The 15,764-nt window shown below is 71.4% G+C and carries 17 protein-coding genes and 1 tRNA gene; 8 read left to right on the forward strand and 10 right to left on the reverse strand.

All coding sequences use genetic code 11. From position 1 onward, the window contains the following. Positions 1–25: 25 nt before the first annotated feature. The 3 genes from CQ044_RS02495 to CQ044_RS02505 all read right to left on the reverse strand — a co-directional run bounded on the left by CQ044_RS02495 (position 26) and on the right by CQ044_RS02505 (position 3,487). Positions 26–988 carry an alpha/beta fold hydrolase gene (locus tag CQ044_RS02495; RefSeq protein WP_258133129.1) on the reverse strand — a complete coding sequence of 321 codons (963 nt, stop codon included), beginning with the start codon at positions 986–988 and terminating at the stop codon, positions 26–28. A gap of 161 nt (positions 989–1,149) precedes the next feature. Further along, positions 1,150–2,340, reverse strand: coding sequence for an acyl-CoA dehydrogenase family protein (locus tag CQ044_RS02500; RefSeq protein WP_105686635.1), 1,191 nt, complete (start codon positions 2,338–2,340; stop codon positions 1,150–1,152). A gap of 1 nt (position 2,341) precedes the next feature. Then, a complete protein-coding gene (locus tag CQ044_RS02505; RefSeq protein WP_105686636.1) occupies positions 2,342–3,487 on the reverse strand; it encodes a CaiB/BaiF CoA-transferase family protein in 1,146 nt (381 codons plus the stop codon). A gap of 253 nt (positions 3,488–3,740) precedes the next feature. On the opposite strand from CQ044_RS02505, the gene CQ044_RS02510 reads away from it, so the two are divergent. Further along, positions 3,741–4,445, forward strand: a complete 705-nt coding sequence (locus CQ044_RS02510; RefSeq protein WP_105686637.1) for a tyrosine-protein phosphatase — start codon at positions 3,741–3,743, stop codon at positions 4,443–4,445. Positions 4,446–4,531: 86 nt separating this feature from the next. Continuing rightward, the gene (locus CQ044_RS02515) at positions 4,532–4,996 is read left to right on the forward strand and encodes an SIP domain-containing protein (RefSeq protein ID WP_105686639.1); all 465 of its coding nucleotides are present in this window, start codon (positions 4,532–4,534) and stop codon (positions 4,994–4,996) included. A gap of 63 nt (positions 4,997–5,059) precedes the next feature. Here CQ044_RS02515 and CQ044_RS02520 read toward each other — a convergent pair whose 3' ends face one another. The 4 genes from CQ044_RS02520 to CQ044_RS02535 all read right to left on the reverse strand — a co-directional run bounded on the left by CQ044_RS02520 (position 5,060) and on the right by CQ044_RS02535 (position 9,182). Further along, entirely contained in the window at positions 5,060–5,515 is a 456-nt protein-coding gene (locus CQ044_RS02520) for a Fe-S oxidoreductase (protein WP_258133131.1), read from the reverse strand. Continuing rightward, a complete protein-coding gene (locus CQ044_RS02525; protein ID WP_105686640.1) occupies positions 5,512–6,324 on the reverse strand; it encodes an arginase family protein in 813 nt (270 codons plus the stop codon). The genes CQ044_RS02520 and CQ044_RS02525 overlap by 4 nt, the downstream gene beginning before the upstream one ends. 1 nt (position 6,325) lies before the next feature. Further along, the gene (locus tag CQ044_RS02530) at positions 6,326–7,066 is read right to left on the reverse strand and encodes a PspA/IM30 family protein (protein ID WP_045273897.1); all 741 of its coding nucleotides are present in this window, start codon (positions 7,064–7,066) and stop codon (positions 6,326–6,328) included. Positions 7,067–7,133: 67 nt separating this feature from the next. Continuing rightward, positions 7,134–9,182, reverse strand: a complete 2,049-nt coding sequence (locus CQ044_RS02535) for a TPM domain-containing protein (RefSeq protein WP_105686642.1) — start codon at positions 9,180–9,182, stop codon at positions 7,134–7,136. Positions 9,183–9,306: 124 nt separating this feature from the next. Here CQ044_RS02535 and CQ044_RS02540 point away from each other — a divergent pair, with 124 nt between their 5' ends. The 3 genes from CQ044_RS02540 to CQ044_RS02550 all read left to right on the forward strand — a co-directional run bounded on the left by CQ044_RS02540 (position 9,307) and on the right by CQ044_RS02550 (position 11,887). Beyond that, on the forward strand, positions 9,307–10,164 hold the full coding sequence (locus tag CQ044_RS02540; protein ID WP_045273895.1) for a DUF3097 domain-containing protein: 858 nt from the start codon (positions 9,307–9,309) through the stop codon (positions 10,162–10,164). A gap of 65 nt (positions 10,165–10,229) precedes the next feature. Continuing rightward, positions 10,230–10,955 carry a tRNA (guanosine(46)-N7)-methyltransferase TrmB gene (gene trmB, locus CQ044_RS02545; RefSeq protein WP_105686644.1) on the forward strand — a complete coding sequence of 242 codons (726 nt, stop codon included), beginning with the start codon at positions 10,230–10,232 and terminating at the stop codon, positions 10,953–10,955. Between the two features lie 2 nt (positions 10,956–10,957). Beyond that, entirely contained in the window at positions 10,958–11,887 is a 930-nt protein-coding gene (locus tag CQ044_RS02550) for a DUF4436 family protein (protein WP_105686646.1), read from the forward strand. Here the strand turns inward: CQ044_RS02550 and CQ044_RS02555 are convergent. Then, positions 11,853–12,596, reverse strand: coding sequence for an alpha/beta fold hydrolase (locus CQ044_RS02555; protein WP_105686647.1), 744 nt, complete (start codon positions 12,594–12,596; stop codon positions 11,853–11,855). The genes CQ044_RS02550 and CQ044_RS02555 overlap by 35 nt on opposite strands. A gap of 73 nt (positions 12,597–12,669) precedes the next feature. Here CQ044_RS02555 and CQ044_RS02560 point away from each other — a divergent pair, with 73 nt between their 5' ends. After that, a complete protein-coding gene (locus CQ044_RS02560) occupies positions 12,670–13,368 on the forward strand; it encodes a YafY family protein (protein WP_105686649.1) in 699 nt (232 codons plus the stop codon). Positions 13,369–13,413: 45 nt separating this feature from the next. Next, positions 13,414–13,803: a DUF1304 domain-containing protein gene (locus CQ044_RS02565; RefSeq protein WP_105686650.1), complete on the forward strand. Its 390-nt coding sequence runs from the start codon at positions 13,414–13,416 to the stop codon at positions 13,801–13,803. A 15-nt stretch (positions 13,804–13,818) separates the two neighbouring features. On the opposite strand, the gene CQ044_RS02570 is transcribed toward CQ044_RS02565, so the two are convergent. After that, complete coding sequence (locus CQ044_RS02570) at positions 13,819–14,412, reverse strand: hypothetical protein (RefSeq protein ID WP_105686652.1); 594 nt, start codon at positions 14,410–14,412, stop codon at positions 13,819–13,821. 94 nt (positions 14,413–14,506) lie between these two features. Here CQ044_RS02570 and CQ044_RS02575 point away from each other — a divergent pair. Next, positions 14,507–14,579, forward strand: a tRNA-Arg gene (locus tag CQ044_RS02575). A gap of 61 nt (positions 14,580–14,640) precedes the next feature. On the opposite strand, the gene CQ044_RS02580 is transcribed toward CQ044_RS02575, so the two are convergent. Further along, positions 14,641–15,744 (reverse strand): LacI family DNA-binding transcriptional regulator, encoded by a 1,104-nt coding sequence (locus tag CQ044_RS02580; protein WP_219844902.1) that lies wholly within the window; start codon positions 15,742–15,744, stop codon positions 14,641–14,643. Between the last annotated feature and the right edge of the window lie 20 nt (positions 15,745–15,764).

The raw sequence follows: 15,764 nt of genomic DNA on the forward strand, positions 1-15,764 counted from the left end.
CACATTCCGGGGTCCTTCGACGGGTTCAGGGGCCGGTGCTGTCCGCGGCGGTGCTGTCGGCCGCCGTGCGGATGATCTCGGCGAGGGCGGCGGGCGCCGTCTCCTGCAGGTTGTGGCTGCCGTCGAGCTGCAGGACGCGTGCGCCGGGCAGACGCGTGCGGAACTCCTGCTCCGCGCCGTCCGAGACGAATCCATGTCCGGCGCGGACCAGCGTGAGCGGGGCAGCGACGGCGCCGAGGTCGGCCCAGCCGTGCTCGCCGAGGATCGTCGGAACCGGCCCGGCGGAGGCGGAGGAGGCCGACGCGGCGTGCGGGGCGTCCAGCAGCCGCGCGGCGATGTGCGCGAAGTGGTGCTTCCACTCCACCCGGCCGTCGGCCCGCACGCGCGTGTTGAGGAACACGCCGCGGGCGGTGTCCTCGCGGGATCCGCCGAAGCCGAACTGCTGCGCACGGTCGACGAGCTCATCGCGGCTGGCGGCGTCGACCACGCGGTAGAACTCGCGCAGGGCCGCGGGGCCGACGCTCTGGTCGACGCCGGGGGTGATGTCGACCACGATGAGCTCGCGCACGAGCTCGGGGGCCTGGGCAGCGACAGCCGCAGCGGTGAGTCCGCCGAGCGACTGCCCGACCAGCACCTGCAGGCGATCCGTCCAGGCACGCAGCGCTTCGATCACGTCGGCGGCGAGAGTGCGGCCGGTGTAATCGGCGTCCTCGCGCCAGGAGGAGTCGCCGTGGCCGGCGAGGTCGATCGCGAGCACGGGCCGGCCGAGGGCGAGCACCGTGGTGTCCCACGTGTGCGCGTTGAGTCCCGCGCCGTGCAGCAGGGTGACCTCGACGGGCTCGTCCCCGAAGCGCAGCGCGCTCAGCGTGCGGCCGTCGGGGAGGGGCAGACTCAGACGCCGGACGGGCGGAACCCCGGCTCCGAATACGCGGGCCTGACCGGCGAGGAAGGAGAACTCTGTGGTCTCTTCTGGTGCGACGTGGGACACGCCCTCATTGTGCTCCTGCGCAGCCGTCGGTGCGAAACGAGAGATCATTCTGCGTAACAAACACTCGTCACAAATAGTGAAGAGGTATTGGATAGTGGCACTCGACTGAGCATATCGATCTCATCATGATCGGTGACCGTGCGCGAAGGTCCGGATCCGGATCAGAAGGCGCTCAGCCCCGTGAGCGCCCGGCCGATCACGAGCTGGTGGATCTCGTCGGTGCCCTCATAGGTGCGGACGGACTCCAGGTTGGCCGCATGCCGCATCACCGGGTAGGCGTTCGTGATGCCGTCGCCCGCCAGGATCGAGCGCGCCTGATGCGCGATCTCGAGGGCCTCGCGCACGCTGTTGAGCTTGCCGACCGAGATCTGCGCAGGAGTGAGCGCGCCGCGCTCCTTGAGCCGTCCGAGATGCAGCGCGAGCAGGATCCCCTTCTCGACCTCGAGGAGCATGTCGGCGAGCTTCGCCTGCGTGAGCTGGTTGGCGCCGATCGGCTTGCCGAAGACCTCGCGGCTGGTGGCGCGCTCGAGAGCGGCTTCGAGGCAGCTGCGCGCCGCGCCCATCGCGCCCCAGATGATGCCGTACCGCGCCTCGTTCAGGCAGCCGAACGGTCCGGACAGGCCCTCGGCTCCGGGGAGGATCGCATCCGCGGAGAGCCGGACGCCGTCGAGCGCGACATCGCACTGCACAGACGCGCGCATCGACAGCTTGCCGGTGATCGGGGTCGCCGTGAAGCCGGGCGTCGCGGTCGGCACGAGGAAGCCCCGCACCGCCCGTCCGCCCTCGCCGAGGGCGGGATCGTCCACGCGTGCCCAGACCACGGCGACATCGGCGAGCGAGGCGAGCCCGATCCAGCGCTTGGCGCCGTCGATCACCCAGCCATCGCCGTCCCGCCGCGCGGTGGTCGTCATGGCCGCAGGGTCGCTGCCGCCCTGCGGCTCGGTGAGCGCGAAGCAGCCGACCGCGTCCCCCGTCGCCATGCGCGGCAGCCACGTCTGCTTCTGCTCCTCGGAGCCGTACTTGGCGATCGCGCTCATCGCGAGCGACCCCTGCACCGAGACGAAGGTGCGCCAGCCGCTGTCCGCCGCCTCCAGCTCCAGGCAGGCGAGGCCGTACGAGACGGCGCCGGCGCCCGCGCAGCCGTAGCCGGTCAGATGCATGCCGAGGAAGCCCGCGGCGCCGAGCTCTGCGATGAGTTCGCGGCGGAAGTGCGCGTTCTCGAAGTCCTCCTCGATGACCGGCAGGATCCGCTCCTGCGCGAAGGCCCGTGCGCGCTGTTGCCAGTCGCGCTCCTCGGGCGTGAGCAGGGCGTCGAGGTCGAACACGGCGTCGATGCGGGGAGCAGTCGTCATCTCAGGTCCTTTCGGTGCGCCAGGCGGCGGGCGCGGAGTCGTTCAGGGCGGGCGGCGGCGTGCGGTAGGTCGCGGGGGCGTCGCCGAGCCGGATGGGGTTCGCGATCGTGCGGGAGGGGCCGAGCGCGACCACGGGATCGAGGTCCAGCCCCTCGGCGAAGGAGATCGCCTCGGCGACGTCGTGCACGAGGCCGGCGGGGATCCCCGCCGCGCGGAACAGGTCGACCCAGTGCGCGGCCTCTGCGCCCGCGAGCCCGCTCTCGATCAGCGTCGTGAGAGCGTCGCGGTGCGCGACGCGGTCGGCGTTGCGGAGGAAGCGAGGGTCCGCGGCGAGCGACGGACGTCCCAGCGCCTCGGCCAGAGCGCGGAACTGCTTGTCGTTGCCGACGGCGATGACGAGGTCCCGGTCGGCCGCGCGGAACAGGGCGTAGGGCGCGATCGAGGGATGCTCGTTGCCCAGACGGCGGGGCGGGACCCCGGTGGCGAGTGTCGACGCGGCCTGGTTCGTCAGGGCGGACAGGAGGCTCTGCAGCAGGGACACCTCGACCCGCTGGCCGAGGCCGGTGCGGTCGCGCTCGCGCAGGGCGAGAAGGATCCCGGCGATGGCGTTCTGCCCGCACAGCACGTCGACCAGGGCGACGCCGGCCTTCGCAGCGCTGCCCTCCGGATCGCCCGTGATGGACATCAGGCCGCCGACGGCCTGCACGAGGAGGTCGTAGCCGGCGAGCGAGGCGCCTGGACCGTCGCCGAAACCCGTGATGGAGCAGTAGACGACGGCGGGGTTGACGGCGTGGACGGCGGCGAAGTCCAGTCCGAAGCGCTCCATGACGCCGGGGCGGAAGTTCTCGACCACGACGTCCGCAGTGCCGGCGAGGCGCAGCGCCTCCGCGCGGTCGGCCTCGACGGTCAGATCGAGCGCGACGGAGCGCTTGTTGCGGTTGACGCTGCCGAAGTAGGTCGCGGTGCCTTCCGCGTCGACGGGCGGATGCCAGTGGCGGGTGTCGTCGCCGTCCGGCGGCTCGATCTTCAGGACGTCGGCGCCGAAATCGGCGAGCGTCATGGTCGCGTACGGGCCGGCGAGCACCCGGGAGAAGTCCGCCACGCGCACGCCGTCGAGGACGCCGCGCCGCTCGGTCTCCCCGCTCATCCCGTCAGCCCCTTCGCCGTCCGTCCCGAACCGTGTCCCGCTTCTGGCCCCACCGTGTCCCAGATCCGGCTCAGAAACCGGTGCCGGAGCAGCCAGAACCGGGACAAGGTTTCGCCGTCCGGCCCATCCTACGGACGGCGCCGCCTCCGCCGGTCCGCCCCACGCCCCCGGGCTCCGCCGCCGCGCGGCTGCACACCCCGGACACGCCCTAGGCTGGAGGCAGACGGCAGTGGCCACGGGTGAGGAGGCGCGCATGATCCTGCTCGACGTGCCTGGCATCACGAACCTGCGCGATGTCGGCGGCATCCCCGCCGGCGCCTCCCGGATCCGCGAGGGCGTGCTGTTCCGCTCCGGCAACCTCGCGCACGTCGGCCCCGACGCGCACTCGTTCCTGACCGAGCGGGTCGCGCGCGTGGTCGATCTCCGCGACGACACCGAGGCGAGCGCCGAGCCCTGCGCGCTGCCAGGGCTGCGCATCGACCGCATCCCGCTCTTCGCCGGATCCGTCGCCTCCTTCCTGATGGGCGACGTCAGCCTCGCAGGCCTGTACCGGCACATCGTCGAGGACGGCGCGGACCGCATCGTGCGGGTCGTCCGGATCCTGTCGGCGGGGGAGCCCACCCTCGTGCACTGCACGCTCGGCAAGGACCGCACGGGCGTGAGCGTCGCGCTCGCGCTCGCCGCCGTGGGCGCCGATCGCGAAGCGATCGTGGAGGACTACGCGCTGACCGCCTCGCAGCTTCCGGAATCCCGCAACAGGGCGATCGCGAAGTGGCTCGAGGAGCGCCTGCCGATCGCGCACGACGCGATCGCGGTCGCCACCCAGTCGCCGGCGCCGGTCATGCGCGACCTGCTGAAGGGCATCGACGAGCAGCACGGATCGGCGGCGGACTATCTGCTCGCGTCCGGGCTGACCCGCGCCGAGCTGGAGGCGCTGGGCGCGTCCTTGGTCGGCTAGCCGGACGGCGAGTCGTGGGATGCCCGCCTGCGCGGAGGTCGAGGTAGGTTAGGCAACCCTTCATTCGGTGATATCGTAGAGGCATCATGACCACTGCGATCCGCACCACCGCACGCGCCGAGCGCCGTGCCCTGCGTCGCTCCACGAAGGCTCAGCATCTCATCGTCGCCGACGAGCGATCCCTGGCCGAGCTGGAGGCGGAGCTCTCGACGCTGCCGCTGTGCGCGACGGGTCGCGTGTTCATCGAGGTCCCCGACGCGGAGTCGATCTCCGCGGTCACGGTCCCGCCGCGGATGACCGTCACGTGGCTGCCGCGCGCCAGCCGCTCCGGCGCGCCAGGCACCGCCCGCCGGTGCGCCCAGGGCACGGCTGCCGCGCGCGCGGCGATCGCCTGGGCCGACGAGATGCTGTGCGACGGCGCGGAGGAGCACACCACGGTGACGCTGCTCGGGAGCTTCCTGGGCACGGCGGACATCGCGGAGCACCTCACGGAACGGCTCGGCATGGATCCGGCGCGGATCACCGCGCCGGAGCGCTTCCGGCTGCTCTGAATCCCGCTCCAGGCCCTTCGACAGGCGCAGAGACCCGCCACAGGCTCGGCCACCGCGCTCGGATCAGTGGCGCGGCAGGTAGTGCCCGTCTTCGAGGCCGGCCTCGATCTCGAAGCGATTGCGCAGCGGATCTCGTCCGGCGAGCAGGTACAGGAACGGCATCAGCAGGCCGTAGCGCAGCCACTGCTCCTTGTGCACGGCCTCGTGCCGCAGGACGCGGTCGTCGGGCACCGTGTCGCCGGTGAGGTAGCAGCCCGCGACGCAGACGCCGCCCCGCGCGAAGGTCCACTCCGGCATGCCGCGGAAGATCCACAGTCCCTCGCGGTGCTCCACTTCGCCGGTGCTCCACAGCCCGCCCCAGATCCAGCCCACGGCCATGCCCCAGGCGTAGCCGAGGCGACTGATCGGGGAGCGCAGCAGCACCGACGGCAGACGCAGGTCGCGCCGTCGCCCTTGTGCCAGGATCTCGGCGGCCTCTGCCTTGATCGCGGCGATGCGGGCGGTGTCGCCCGCCGTCACGCGAGGGCGCCGATCAGACGCAGGATCGCGCCGAGGTCCTGCACCGCATCTCCGGGGGAACGAGGGGCGAAACCCGCGATCGTCGCACCCGCGAGCGGCAGCTGGTCGCGCAGCGCCCGCACGGCGCCGACGACGTCGGCCGTGCGCAGGCCGAACGGCACCGCGGAGGAGACGCCGGCCAGCTCCGAAGGGTCCAGCACGTCGACGTCGATGTGCACGTACACGCGAGACGCCCCGGTGGCGGCGACCGCCGCCGCGAGAGCCTGCGCGTCGTCGACGTTCTCGAGCCGGACGATCCCCGACGTCGCGAGGTAGGCGCTCTCGGCGTCGTCCTCGGACCGCGCGCCCACGAGCACCGTGCGCTCAGGAGTGATCCCCGAGGGACCGTCGATCGGGAACGAGTCGTGGCCGAGCACTGCGCGCAGGGCCATGCCCGCGTAGGCGCCCGAGGCCGAGGACTCCGGGGTGTGCAGGTCGGGGTGCGCGTCGAACCAGACGATCGCGACGTCGTGCAGTGCGCCGGGGAGGGCGGCGACCGCGGCGACGCTGACGCCGCAGTCACCGCCCACCACGAGCGTGGGCTCGGCATGCGCCGTGATTGCTTCCTCGATGAGCTCCCTCGTGCGGCGCAGGCTGCTGAGCCTGTGCACGCCCGTGCCCTCGGCATCGCCGGCCTCGAGCGGCACCTCCAGCACCGTCGTGCGCGCGCTGGGGAGGTCGCCGGCGATCGCCGACGCCCCCTCGGTGAGCAGCATCGCCCGCGGGGCAGGGGAGCCCTGCCACTGCGGGACGACGAGGAAGCGGGTCATCTCAGCCCTCGAGCGCTTCCTGCGGCTTGGTCGCTCCGGCCTTGAGCTCCGCGAGACGGGCTTCGACCTCGGTCAGCTGGCCGATGTCCTCGAGGCTCTCGAACTGCGCGTCCAGGCTGGACGCGGCGAGCTCCGCCTTGCCCTGGGCCAGCGCCTCCTGGCGGCGGACCTTGTCCTCGAACCTGCCCAGCTCGCTGGTCGGGTCGAGGACGTTGATCGACGAGACCGCGTCCTGCACCTTGGTCTGCGCCTCGGCGACCTTGGCGCGGGCGAGCAGCTCGCTGCGCTTGTTCTTCAGCTCGACGAGCTTGTCCTTCATGCCGTTAAGGCCGGTCTTGAGCTTGTCGACGATCTCGGTCTGGGCCGCGATCTGCGGTTCGGCCGTCCGCGCCTCCTGCTCCGAGCTGATCTGGCGCTGCAGGGCGACCTTCGCGAGGTTGTCGAACTTGTCGGCGTCGGGGGTGTTGCCCGCACCGCGCAGGTCGTCGGCCTTGCGGCTGGCGGCGAGGGCCTTGTTGCCCCACTCCGCGGCGGACTGCACGTCCTCCTGGTGATCGCGCTCGAGAAGGCGCAGGTTGCCGATCGTCTCAGCGATGGCCGACTCGGCGTCCGCGACGTTGTTGGTGTAGTCGCGGACCAGCTGATCGATCATCTTCTGCGGGTCCTCCGCGGAATCGATGAGCGAGTTGATGTTGGCCTTCACCAGGGTGGAGATGCGGCCGAAGATGGACTGCTTGGTCATGGGATGTCCTTTCCAGATTTCCGGTCGATGGGGTCGTGCACGTCAAGAGAGGCTGAGAGTCCGGGTGTCAGAAGCGACCACCCGATCCGCCGCGGCCGCCGCCGCCGAAGCTCGAGGGGCTGAATCCGCCGCCTCCGCCGCTGGAGCGCCATCCGCCGCCGCCTCCGCCGCCCCAGCCTCCGCTGGAGCGACCGCCGCCGCCGGACAGGATGCCGCCGATGATGCCGCCGAGGATCGCGTCGCCCATACCGCTGCGGTTTCCGCCGCCTCCGCCGCCCCAGCCGCCGCCATTGCCCCAGGAGTCGATCGAGCCCGCGGCGAGCTGGGTGGCCTCGCGGGCGAGGGCGATCGCCCGCTGCGCGTGCTGCAGCGCCGTGTTCGGATCCGCGACGCGAGCGGCCTCGGCCTGGTCGTACTCCGCCGACGCCTGCGCCGCCCTGGTGCGCGCGTCGGGTCCGATCGCCCCGCGGTGCGTGGTGATGTAGCTGTTGGCCGTGGAGATCTCCGCGCGTGCCTGCGTGAGCGTCTGCTCCAGCACCTGCTGGGCGCGCTCGGCCTGCTGCTGCGCGTTGCGGATCGCGTCCACCGTGCTGTCGATGCGCGTGTTGGCAGCCGTCAGCGACTCCAGCACGGCCTGCGGGCGGCGTCCGGTGCCGGTGGCGTCGGTCCGGGCCTGGTCCAGGGCGGTGCGGGTCGCCGCGACCGCGGCGTTCAGCTCGGGAGACACGGGAAGGGCCGCGGCGCCCGCGAGATCCTGTTCGAGATTCGCGATGAGCGCCTGCGACTGCGTCTCCGTCGAGGCGAGGTCGGCCTGCAACGTCGTGATCGCGGCGGCGAGCTGCGTCGCCTGCAGCACGCCTTCTTCTCCGGTGCGGATCGCGAAGGCGGCCTCGCCGCGCTTTCCCTGTGCGACGAGCTCGCCGGCCTGCGCGATGTGGGTATCCGCGAGGTCCAGCCGGCTCGCGGCCTCCGCCGGGTTGCCCGTGACGGTCTGCAGGGCGGAGGCGTCGTACTCGGCGGACAGCGCCTGCAGCGCGGCAGGGGCGGCGGCCACGGCGGAGGCCGCGACTTCGCGATGGGCCTTCAGCTGGGCGAGCGCCTGCTCCGCGTTCTGCTCGAGCTTGCGCAGCTCGTCGAACGCGGCGACGTTCGCGTCCAGCGCGTTGTCGGCCGACTCGCACAGCCGGATGATCTGCAGATGCCAGTCCCGGCGCTGCTGGTCGGTGTCGGGAATCTCGTCGTCGAGCTGCTGCTTGAGCGAGAACGCCTCGTCGAGCTTGCCCTTGGCCTTGGCGACCACCTCGGTGAAGGTGCTCGTCGCGGCGTCGCCGAACTGCGCGGTGGCGAACCCGAGGTCTTCGGTCGAGGACGTGATCGCATCGTCGGTGTGCACGAGGGCGAGACCGGCGCGCTTCGCCAGCTCCTCGTCGCTGATGGCGTCGAGGGGATCGCCGACCGGCTGGGTCGCGGCCGGCTTCACCCGTGCGGCGGCGCGGCGGCGCATCACCACGAGCACGATGATCGCGGCGACGATCGCGAGGACGCAGAGGACGACCAGCAGTATTCCGCCGAGATCGGCTCCCGAGGATCCGGATCCGCCGAAGCCGTCCGCCGCGGTGTTCACGGCGGCGGCCCAGTGCTTGTCGCTGAGGTCGTTCACGAGCGACCGGGAGATCTGGTCGACACGGGTCAGGGGGATCGGGCCCGCCTTGTCTGCAGACAGGTAGTACTGCCGCGTCTCGGTGGCGATCGCGAGGAGGTACTGCTGCTGGCCGAGTCCGTTGTCCACCGCGACCTGGTTCGTCCACTCCTGACTGTTGTCCGGGTTCGAGAACCGGTCGACGAAGACCACGAACAGTTGCAGGTTCTGCGAGCGGCTGAGCGTTTGGAGCCGGTCGTCGAGCTCCTTCTTCTCGGAGGTGCTCAGCGCGCCCGCCTCGTCGGTGACGAAGTCGGATCCGAGGGTCACCGGGGCCGTGGCGGGGTACGGCGCCGTGGAAGCGGTGCGGGGCTCCGTGGAAGAGGGGCCCGCATCGGCGAGCGCCGGAGCGGAGGAGAGGGACATGCCGAGCACGCCCAGGACCACACCGACGACGACAGCCCAGCGCGCGCGCATCTTCGCTCCTCCCGGGACCCGGAAGGCCCCTGGAGCGAGTCTAGGGCGTGCGTCCTTGTGTTTCTCCTGTCCTGCCGAGGCTTCGGCTGCGGAGTGCGGATGCACCCTCGGTAGGCTGGTCGGGATGGACGACAGGTACGGATCCGATGTGCTCGCCAAGGGCTGGCGCGAGCGCGGCGCGAAGGTCGCCGCGGACGTCGCGGCCGAGAAGGACCTCGTGGTCGAGGTCGCCGTGGACGGCTTCTGCGGGGCGGTGACCCGGATCGAGGGCGGACAGGTCGAACTGGAGGACTACCGCGGCCGCCGCCGGCTGTTCCCGATGGGCGCCGGCTTCATGATCGACGGCGAGCCGGTGCGCCTTGTGCACCCCGCGCGTTCGGCGGCGGAGGGCGCGACGAAGCGCACCGCGTCCGGATCCTTCGCCGTCGGCGACTCCCGCGCGCGCACCGCGCTGCCGAGCCGGATCCTCGTCGAAGGCCGCCACGATGCAGAGCTCGTGGAGAAGGTCTGGGGCGACGATCTGCGCGTGGAGGGCGTGGTGGTCGAGTACCTGCAGGGCGTCGACCTGCTGGAGGAGCTGCTCGCCGAGGCCCCGCCGCGGCGCGACCGCCGCTACGGCGTGCTCGTCGACCACCTCGTGCCTGGCTCCAAGGAGACCCGCATCGTGGAGCAGATCATGCGGGGTCCGCACGGGGCGCACCTGCGCATCGTGGGGCACCCCTACATCGACGTGTGGCAGTGCGTGACGCCGGCGGCGCTCGGCATCCGCGCCTGGCCGCAGATCCCGCGCGGGACGGACTGGAAGACCGGGATCTGCCGGGCCTTCGGGTGGCCCGCGGAATCCCAGACGGACATCGCTCATGCGTGGAAGCGCATCCTCTCGCGGGTGAAGAGCTACCGGGATCTGGAGCCGACGCTGCTCGGCCGGGTCGAGGAGCTCATCGACTTCGTGACCGAGCCGATCGCCGGGGGCGGGCGATGAGCGGGCGCTCGGCCCGCGGGGCGGGACGGGCCGGCGGGACGCCGGACGGCGGATACCCTGGAGGGATGCCCGAACCCCGCACCTTCCGTGACGAACCGGTCTCGTTCGTCCGCCGCAGCGGCCGCATGTCCGAGGCGCAGGAGAGGGCGTTCGCCGAGCTGGCCGCGTTCTACGTGCTCGACGTCCCGCGCGATGTCGCCTGGACCTCGGTGCACCCCGAGGCGCGGCTCGAGGCGGCCGCGGCCTATGGGCGCGAGGCGCCGCTGACCGTGGAGATCGGATCGGGCCAGGGACACGCGATCGTGTCCGCCGCCGGGACGCACCCCGAGCGGGATTTCCTCGCCGTCGAGGTCTTCCGGGCGGGCCTTGCCCGCACGATGCTCGACGCCGAGCGGGATGGCGTGCGCAACCTGCGGCTCATCGAGGCGAATGCCCCGGAGGTGCTCGCCACCTACCTTCCCGCCGGCTCTGCCGACGAGACGTGGATCTTCTTCCCCGATCCCTGGCACAAGAAGCGTCACACCAAGCGCCGCCTCGTCCGTCCCGGTTTCGGCGCCACGGCCGGCGCCGCCCTGCGCGACGGGGGTCTTCTGCGCCTCGCCACGGACTGGGAGGACTACGCCCTGCAGATGCGCGAGGTGCTCGACGAGACGCCGGAGTTCGAGCGCGCGTTCGAGGGGGAGTGGGCGGAGCGCTTCGACGGTCGCGTGATGACGGCGTTCGAGCGCAAGGGCATCGCGAAGGGCCGCGACATCCGCGACCTCACCTATCGCCGGGTGCCGCGGATCTGACCGTGCGCCGTCTGCCCCTGCCGCGGCACGCCGGGCGCGTGCCCGTGTTCGTGGTGGTGTGCGCGGTCGTCTTCGTCGCCCTGTACGCCGCGGTCGTGCTGCTGTACGCGCAGGGCGGGAAGTCCGATGCCGGAACCGGCATAGACAACCGGAAGCCCGGGCTTCACGTCATGCTGACGCCACGCGAGATCGACGCAGCCGGAGGCAGGATCCGCCTCGATCTGACGATCGACGCGGGGGACACCGCGCTGATCAGCAGCGACGGCGCCACCGTCGTCACGCCGTTCCGGCTCGAACTCTCCGGCGCGGAGACCCGGTCCCTGGTGTTCGACAAGGGACAGGCCCTCGCGCCCGTCACCGTGTGGATGCGCACGTCGGGCGCGATCGAGTCCTGGCCGTTCGATCGGCATGCCGCCCGCAGCCTGCTCGTGGCGGTTGCGGATCCCTCGGGCGCGGAGCCGTCGCCGGTCGCCGTCGACCTCGGGTTCGCCGAGCACCACATCCCCGGGTGGGCGATCACGCTCGCCGACGACGGCGTGCGGGGACTGTCGGTCGCGGACGGCGTGGAGTTCCACCAGTACTCGATCGAGGCGCATCGCGCCTCTGCGACGATCGCGTTCGCGGTGGTCCTCCTCGCTCTCATGGTGATCATGCCGGTGCTCGGGCTGATCGTGGCGATCATGGCGCTGCGCGGACGCCGTCGCGTGGAGGTCGGCTTCTTCACGTGGAACGCCGGCATGCTGTTCGCGACGCCGATGCTGCGCAACTTCCTGCCGGGTCAGCCGCCGATCGGATCCTGGGTGGACTACCTGGTGGTGCTCTGGGTGATCGCCGGGCTCATCCTCGCGCTGCTCATCAGTGTGGTCGCCTGGTATCGCTGGGGCGAACCGCAGCCCGTCATCGCTGGGCAGGACGATCCGCTGAGCGAATGACCTCGGCGAGGTCGCGAGGACGGCTCCACATGGGCCAGTGGCCGGTCGGGAGGTCGACGACGTCGAGGTGCTCGAGGCCCGCGACCTCGGCGAACATGGGGTGGCCGCCTCGTGCCAGGTCCAGCAGCTGCGCGCTCGGGATCGAGCAGCACACCAGGGTGGTCGGAATCCTGCGGCGCGCATCGTTCACGAGTTCGACGCGCTGGCGGAGCACGGGGGCGGGCTCGGGGACGGCCCGTGCGCGGAACCGTGCGAGGACCTCTGCGCTCAGTCCCTCGAGGCTCGCCTGCTGGGCGAGCACGTCGAAGGAGGGAAGCGGCAGATCCTCCACGTCGTCCGGGAGGTCGGCGGCGAAGGCGCTCTCCCCGCCCACGGGCCCGGAATCGACCCACACCACGCGGCGCACGAGCTCGGGATGCCGGTCGAGGAGGAGGGTGACGGGGAAATTCGCCCCGCTGTGCGCGACGACGATCGCGGGTTCGCTCGCCGAGACGCCGTTTCGGGCGAGGGCGTCGAGGATCGCCGCGACCTGGTCGTCGAGAGTCCTCGCGGCGCGCTCCGGATCGTCGGGGTCGAGGCCGGGCAGCGTCATCGCGACGGCGGGAGAGCCGGTGGATTGCAGGTGCTCGAGCACGTCGTCCCAGGCCCATGCGCCCAGCCAGTGGCCGGCGATGAGAAGGATGGTGGGATTGCCCGTCGTCTGTGTCATGTCACCAGCTTCGACGACGCTGCGGGCAGGTGTATGTCACTATTTATGTCATGAAATTCTCGGAAGCGGCACGGTGAAGCGCGCAGAGCGGCTCCACGCCCTGTCCGAGATGCTGCGCCGCAGCGGATCCCGCGGCTGCTCCGCCGAGCGGCTGGCACGAGAGTTCGGCGTATCCGTGCGCACCGTCAAGCGAGATCTCGCAGCGCTCGAGAGCAGCGGCGCGCCCATCTGGTCCCGTCCCGGGCCCGGGGGCGGCTACGGAATGGCGATGGGCTCGTCCCTGCCGCCGGTCAGCCTGTCTCCTGCGCAGGCGGTGGCGCTCATGGCGGCCGTATCGGCGGCATCCGATGCCCCCTACGCGGATCTGGCGGCAGCCGGGGTCCGGAAGATCATGGACGTCCTGGACCCCCGGACCAGGGCGAGGGCGGATGCGCTGGCCGATCGCGTCTGGGTCGACGCGCTTCCCGTCCCCTCGCGCGCGATCAGATCCGCACTCGAGGAGGCGATGGCCGATCAGCGCGTCGTCCGCATCCGCTACACGGCCGGTGACGGGACCACGACCAATCGCGACGTCGAACCGGTCCTGTTCGCCTCCACGAACGGCCGGTGGTACCTCGTCGGGTGGTGCCGCCTGCGCGACGCGATGCGATGGTTCACCGTGTCGCGCATCGAACGGGCGAGCGTGACCAGGACGCCGTGCGCCGGGCATGCCGTCGACGAAGTCGGAGAGCCTCCCGCGAACGCCGCACCGGTGCATGGCCATCGCGGCTAGCGCGCGCCTCTCGCGCCGGTACGCGGAGCGCGGCAGAATCGGCGCATGCTCTTCATCCTGGGATCCGTGTTCGCCGGGGTCGCCGCCCTGATCCACGTCTACATCTTCGTGCTGGAGTCGGTGCGCTGGACGCATCCCTCCACCCGTCGCATCTTCGGCACGACCGCCGAGGCCGCGGAGGTCACCAAGCCGCTCGCGTTCAACCAGGGCTTCTACAACCTGTTCCTCGCGATCCTCGTGATCATCGGCCTGATCGTCGCCCCCGCCGCGTCGTTCTCGATCGGCTGGACCCTGATGATGGCGGGCGTCGCATCGATGCTGGCGGCCGCGCTCGTGCTGATCCTCTCCGACCGCAGCAAGGCTCGCGCGGCGACCGTTCAGGGGCTGTTCCCGCTGCTCGCCGTGCTGGCGCTGATCGCGGGAGTGCTGATCTGAGGGCTGCCGCCGGCGTCAGGCGAACGTGCCGAGCCCAGCGCGCATGGCGTCGAACATCGCCGTCATCAGCCAGAACGACCAGCCGAGGCTGAGCAGGAGGCTCGCGGCGGTCGCGGCGAGGGCGATCCACATCGTGGCCGACCCCGCCCCCGCCTGCCTGCGCACGACGACGGCACGGCCGATCGGATACACCGGCGAGAGGAAGCTCCATGCCCAGTGGAAGCGCTTCGGGTAGCCGAGACGGCCGAGCTGCACGTAATCGCGGTACCCGGCGACGATGGCGAGCGCATAGAGCGCCCAGCTCAGGAGCGTGCCGACCAGCGACGCCGTCATGATCCCCGGCATCAGGTCGAACATGATCGCGAACACCGCGCTGGGCTGCACTCTCGCTCCCGTCGCGGCCATACCGCTCAGCTCGGCGACGTGTCGCGCGTAGGTGAGTATCGGCCCGGTCAGCAGCCACATCATGACGGCTGAGGCGGCGACCGCAGCAACCGTCGTCCAGGCGGTCACCCATGCCCAGGCGGTGTAGACCGGCGTTCCGCGCGGGACGCGGGGCTCTTCCGCAGCCGCGTTCGTCCAGGGTGACGGGGGAACGGAAGCGCTCATCTGCATCCTCATCGATCGGTCGGTTTCTCGCGACACTACCGGGATCCGGCACAGTCGGAGGGAACGCCGATCCGATGCTAGGCTCGTTCGGTACGCCTCCGTAGCTCAGCGGATAGAGCGCCGGTTTCCGGTACCGTAGGTCGCAGGTTCGATTCCTGTCGGGGGCACGAACATGACGAAGGGCCGCCCATTCAGGGCGGCCCTTCGTCGTCCCCTCACGCGCCGCGGTCAGCGGCCCGGCGCCCACGGCGTCGCCCGCGGCGGGGCGACGGATTCGCGCTCGACGAGGCGGGTCCCCACGATGATCTCGCCGTCCGCGTGACGGCCGAAGGCGTCGTCGGTGCGGCTCAGCGCGAGCCGCACGCTCTCGCGCCCCATGTCCTCGAGCGGCACGTGCACGGTGGTGAGCTTGGGGGTGAGCTCGCTGGACTGCGGGATGTCGTCGTAGCCCACGAGGGAGATGTCCTCCGGCACGCGCACGCCGCGCGCGGTCATCGCGTCCAGCGCGCCGGCCGCGACCAGGTCGTTCGCCGCGAAGACCGCAGTGATCTCCGGATTCCCGTCCAGGATCTCGCCCATCGTGGCGTGGCCGAAACGGCGCCCGAACGCGCCCTGGTACACGAGTTCCGGGGGGACGTCGAAGCCGTGCGACTGCATCGCGCGGCGGAAGCCCGCGAGGCGGGCGACGCTCGTGGAGAGCCCGATCGGACCGCCGAGGTAGAGGATCCGGCGATGGCCCTGGGCGATGAGGTGCTGGGTGACGGCGAAGGCCCCGCCCTCGTTGTCGTAACCGACGATCTTGGTCGGCGCCTGCTCACCCACCGAGGGACGGCCGCACAGCACGAGCGTCGACCCGATGCCGGCCAGCGTCCGCGCGCGCTCGGCCATCCGGCGGCGGGCGCGCGGGTCTTCATAGCCTCCTCCGACGACGATCACGGCGTCGGTGCGCTGGCTGATCATGCGGTCGATCAGGTCGATCTCACGGTCGACGTCGCCCTGCGATGCGGCCACGATGCAGAGCCTGCCCGTGGCGGAGGCCTCCTGCTCGACGCCGCGCACGATGTAGGAGAAGAACGGATCCACGAGGTCGTTCACGATGATCCCGACGCTGTGCGTCGCCGAGCTCGCGAGCGCTCTGGCGTGCGCGTTCGCGGTGTAGCCGAGGTCTTCGATGGCCCGGTTCACGACATCGCGCGTGGCCTGCGCCACCGGATAGTTGCCGTTGAGCACACGGGAGACCGTGGCAGACGAGACGCCGGCCCGCTCGGCGACATCGGACATGGTCACGGTGTGCATGGCGCCCACCGTGGCGCGATCGTCCTGCGTCGTCATCCCATCCTCCGTTCGTGGGC

Source organism: Microbacterium sp. MYb64, assembly GCF_002979495.1.
GTDB classification, from domain to species: Bacteria; Actinomycetota; Actinomycetes; order Actinomycetales; family Microbacteriaceae; genus Microbacterium; species Microbacterium azadirachtae_A.